Source organism: Thiocapsa imhoffii, from assembly GCF_016583985.1.
Lineage (GTDB): Bacteria > Pseudomonadota > Gammaproteobacteria > Chromatiales > Chromatiaceae > Thiocapsa > Thiocapsa imhoffii.
In genome coordinates this window covers 1-3,809 of the sequence record NZ_NRSD01000058.1, presented here as the reverse complement: position 1 = coordinate 3,809, position 3,809 = coordinate 1, and the positions used below count along the sequence as shown (strand labels likewise).

Sequence of the window (3,809 nt, the reverse complement as noted above, 5' to 3'; positions counted from 1 at the left end):
AAGGCCTCTCTCAACAGGACAAGGAAAACGTCAAATTCGTCGCTGGATGCGACAAGTCTCGAATCGCGGAATCAGGTGTTTCGATCGCTTTCTTGGGACGCTTAGAACTCATTTCGCTGAGATCACTCATTATTTTGTCAACCGTCAGACGAGCGGGTTTGTAGAAGGCCTCAACAATAAATTGAAAGTCCTCAAACGACGCTGTTACGGCATCACCAACCTCGCCCATCTGTATCAAAGAGTGTGCTTGGATCTCAACGGATACGCTCGCTTCGGCGTGGAGTCAATATGAATCAATGTGTTAGAGTTTTCGTGTTCAGCGACTTTTCGTAGTTGATGTGTACGCAAAATATAGCGTTAAATAATTGTTTTTAAATTGGTTTCACATTCCCCTGAAATCCGGGAGAGCCAGGATCCACGATTAGTCCTTATGCATAACAGTGGATTAGACAGAGTGTCGGTCAGGTGAGATGGGCAGAATCTGTCTATCTCAGTCGGAGTAGATTCCGCCTAGCCGCTGCCTGTCCGATTCGCTTAACGTCGCTTAACGTGTACACTAACCATACACGGCATCCTTCGCGGAGACGCTAACAGATGGGAGACGTTCAGACAACACGAACGACATCAGTCGATCGTTTCTGGGAGCGTTTCATTGATTTGGCTCGGAAAAACGGTGTCAAGGACACCGCCGTGCGATGGTACGTCCGGCATGCTGAGCGCTACTTGAAGGCGCTGTCCGGAAAGCGCCTCGCGGAGCATACGCGCGAGGACGTGACCGGCTATCTGGAGTCGGTTGGGAGGATAGACGGAATCGAGGAGTGGCAGTTCCTCCAGATCGTGGAGGCCGTCCGGACGTTGCTCGTGACGGCCAACGCCAAGGTCGTCGGGGAGGTGGACTGGGCCTACTGGCTCGATTCTGCCCGGACCTTGGCACCGGACCATCCGACTATTGCTCGGGAGATGGCATCCCGGCGGGTCGGGGCGGCGGACGAAGAGCCGGTCTCGGGGACCCGATTCAAGGAGAAACGAAACGCGCCGTCCGCTTTGGACGGGGTTCGGCGGTCACACGCTCGGCTGATGGAACGGCTGGCGGCCGAGATCCGCAGGCGCAAGTACTCGATCCGCACCGAACAGACCTACGAGTCTCGGGTGTGTCGCTTCATCCTGTTCTGCGGCGGGCGCGATCCGTCGGAGGTTGGTGCGGATCGCATTGTCGCGTTTCTCGAGGACCTTGCCGTTCGCGGCCAGGTCTCGGCCAGCACCCAGAACCAGGCGTTGAATGCCTTGGTCTTTCTGTACAAGCAGGTGCTCGGTCAAGCCCTGGCCGAGCTCGGAGATTTCACGCGGGCAAAGCGGCCGCGACGGCTGCCGGTGGTGTTGACCCGCGGGGAGGTCGCCCGCCTATTGGAGCAGCTCGATGGCATGCCGCATCTGATGACCGCCTTGCTCTACGGTACCGGCATGCGGCTGATGGAGTGCGTTCGGCTGCGGGTTCAGGATGTCGATTTCCAGTATCGCCAAATCATCGTCCGGGACGGCAAGGGCCAGAAGGACCGTGTGGTTCCCTTGCCCAAGCGGTTGGAGCAGCCGTTGACGGAACACTTGGAGAAGGCGAGGGCACTGCATCGGCAAGACTTGGAGCAGGGCTATGGCGAGGTGTTTCTGCCGGATGCCTTGGCGCGCAAGTGGCCGAAGGCACCGAGCGAATGGATCTGGCAGTACCTGTTCCCTAGCGGCAGGCTGTCGGTCGATCCCCGTAGCGGCAAGACACGCCGCCATCACCTGCACGAGAACGGACTCCAGAAGGCCGTGAAGCGGGCCGCTCAGCTCGCCGGGATTACAAAGAAGGTTAACTGCCATTCGCTTCGGCACTCCTTCGCGACGCATTTGCTGGAGAGTGGCTACGACATCCGCACCGTTCAGGAGTTGCTCGGTCACGCGGATGTCTCGACGACCATGATCTACACCCACGTGCTCAACCGCGGTGGACAGGGCGTGCTGAGTCCGCTGGACGGATTGGCTTAAACGATCGCCATCCGGCGGCTGCAGCGGATCAGCTGGGCTTCGTTTCGGCGACGGGCTCGCCGTCGGGGACTCTTACCGGCGGGACGCTGGCAAGGCGCTTTGCGCGCCTGGCGAATCTCCGGTCATCGAAGGTATAGAGCACTGCGCAGTGGGCGCTTCCAGTCAGATGCAGGGCGTCCGCGAAGTCCATGCCCCGGGCGGCGAGGGGTAGTGCGGCCGCGACGCGCTCCGCCTCTTCCGTGTTCACATGCCCGAGCCCCAACAGGTGCTCGAAGACGCGGACGAGCTGGCTCGCATCAAATCGATAGAAGGCCCGTAGCACCCACTCCAACTCGAGGACCACGGTGATGGGTACGAACAGGCTTGAGCTCTCGGTCATGATCCGCCGGGCGATCGGGCGCTGCTTGGCTGCCTCGGGGTCGCCTGGGTCATCGACGTAGAAGCGGGCGAGGATGTTGGTATCAAGGGCGATCATCGTCCTGATTCCGCATGGCCTCCGCGACGTCGAAATCGGCCAGCCGGCGCTCTCCGGGGAGGTCGCAGCGCAAGAGTCCGTACCCGTCTTCAGCGCGTGACGGGGGAATGGATTTGCAGAGCCGGACGCGGATGCTATCGCCCTCCAGCTCGAAGTCCAGCTTGCTGCCGGGGGCAATGCCCAGCCGGCGCCGGATGGCAGCAGGAATCACGACTTGACCCTTATCGGAAACAGTGACGGCGGACATCTTCGTGCACACGATCTCTTACCAAGTAAGACAGAGTTTACACCAATCACCTGTCTTGGCAAACGGGAGCGGTTGGCCACGCCTAATCGGTCCCTATGCCGTCCCGCAGTGTCGAAGTAAGGGGCCGAAGTAAGCGAAGTAAGGGGCCAGGCTCACTTAAATCCGGGCGTTGGGATCTCCAGCACGCGCACCTAGGATTCACCCGCGGCAGGCTCTCCTGCAGATCGGGATTCAATGGTTGACGTTGGGGTTGGCGTTTGTAAGGAATACCAGGAACAGAGCGCAGTCTACCGCCAACCATCTCGGTGGTGTGCGGCCTCCGGCCGTAACGGTCCGCCGAGTGCGGCGCGGAACGACCCGTATCGGGTCCATTCGGGGCGCCCGCAAGATTAGCGCGCGCGGTGCGCGGGGGCAATAGGGTCAGGTCTTGCATTCATGCACCCCTGCGATGTTGAGCTTGCCGGCGTGCGGATACTTGGTCACACCCGGAATCGTCGCACGGCGCGGCTCACCGTCGAGTAATGCACGCGGAAGAATGCGGCGACTTCCTGCATCGTGTAGACGCCGGTCGCGAAGGCCCGAGCCATGGCTTCGCCGCGGTCCGGGTAGCGGCGGGCAAAGCCGGCGAGCGGCTCCGCCAACGCCCGGCGCTGCGCACGCGGGATCTCGCGCAGCCGCAAGGGCTTGGTCGTGGCGCAATGGCGCTCGACAAGGCCCTCGCTGCCGAGAAAGACCTGATGACGCAAATCTTCCCAGATGCTTGCACCGCCAACCCCTTGGCGAACGAAATCCGCCCAACCTGCCTGCGCGCCGGCACGTTCCTCGCCGAACTGTCCGAGCAGCCAATCGGTCTCCAGCCACCCCGGCGCCGACGCCTGCCCGACCATTGCCCGGTCGCTGCTCCAGACCCAGTCACCCGCCTCCCGCACCATCCCGGCGCGCCCGGGCTTGGCAATCGGCACTGGTGTTGGTCGCGAGGGGTTCGCCGCCGTCGAGCGCACGCCGTACCGCCGCGGCGTTGACCACGGCACGGCAACTGCCGTCCTCCGAGAGCGCTTGGGT

At 61.6% G+C, this 3,809-nt stretch carries 5 protein-coding genes; 2 read left to right on the top strand and 3 right to left on the bottom strand.

The window, feature by feature from the left end; genetic code table 11:
* Both CKO25_RS20490 and CKO25_RS20485 read left to right on the top strand, forming a co-directional pair.
* On the top strand, nucleotides 1–292 hold a 292-nt coding region (locus CKO25_RS20490; protein WP_200389797.1), incomplete at its 5' end, for a transposase.
* Between the two features lie 302 nt (nucleotides 293–594).
* Nucleotides 595–2,025, top strand: a complete 1,431-nt coding sequence (locus tag CKO25_RS20485) for an integron integrase (protein ID WP_200389796.1) — start codon at nucleotides 595–597, stop codon at nucleotides 2,023–2,025.
* Nucleotides 2,026–2,053: 28 nt separating this feature from the next.
* On the opposite strand, the gene CKO25_RS20480 is transcribed toward CKO25_RS20485, so the two are convergent.
* The 3 genes from CKO25_RS20480 to CKO25_RS20470 all read right to left on the bottom strand — a co-directional run bounded on the left by CKO25_RS20480 (nucleotide 2,054) and on the right by CKO25_RS20470 (nucleotide 3,634).
* On the bottom strand, nucleotides 2,054–2,500 hold the full coding sequence (locus CKO25_RS20480) for a type II toxin-antitoxin system VapC family toxin (RefSeq protein ID WP_200389795.1): 447 nt from the start codon (nucleotides 2,498–2,500) through the stop codon (nucleotides 2,054–2,056).
* On the bottom strand, nucleotides 2,487–2,747 hold the full coding sequence (locus tag CKO25_RS20475) for an AbrB/MazE/SpoVT family DNA-binding domain-containing protein (protein WP_200389794.1): 261 nt from the start codon (nucleotides 2,745–2,747) through the stop codon (nucleotides 2,487–2,489). Before CKO25_RS20475 ends, CKO25_RS20480 begins: the two co-directional genes overlap by 14 nt.
* 479 nt (nucleotides 2,748–3,226) lie before the next feature.
* Nucleotides 3,227–3,634, bottom strand: a complete 408-nt coding sequence (locus CKO25_RS20470) for a hypothetical protein (protein ID WP_207162408.1) — start codon at nucleotides 3,632–3,634, stop codon at nucleotides 3,227–3,229.
* Nucleotides 3,635–3,809 lie beyond the last annotated feature (175 nt).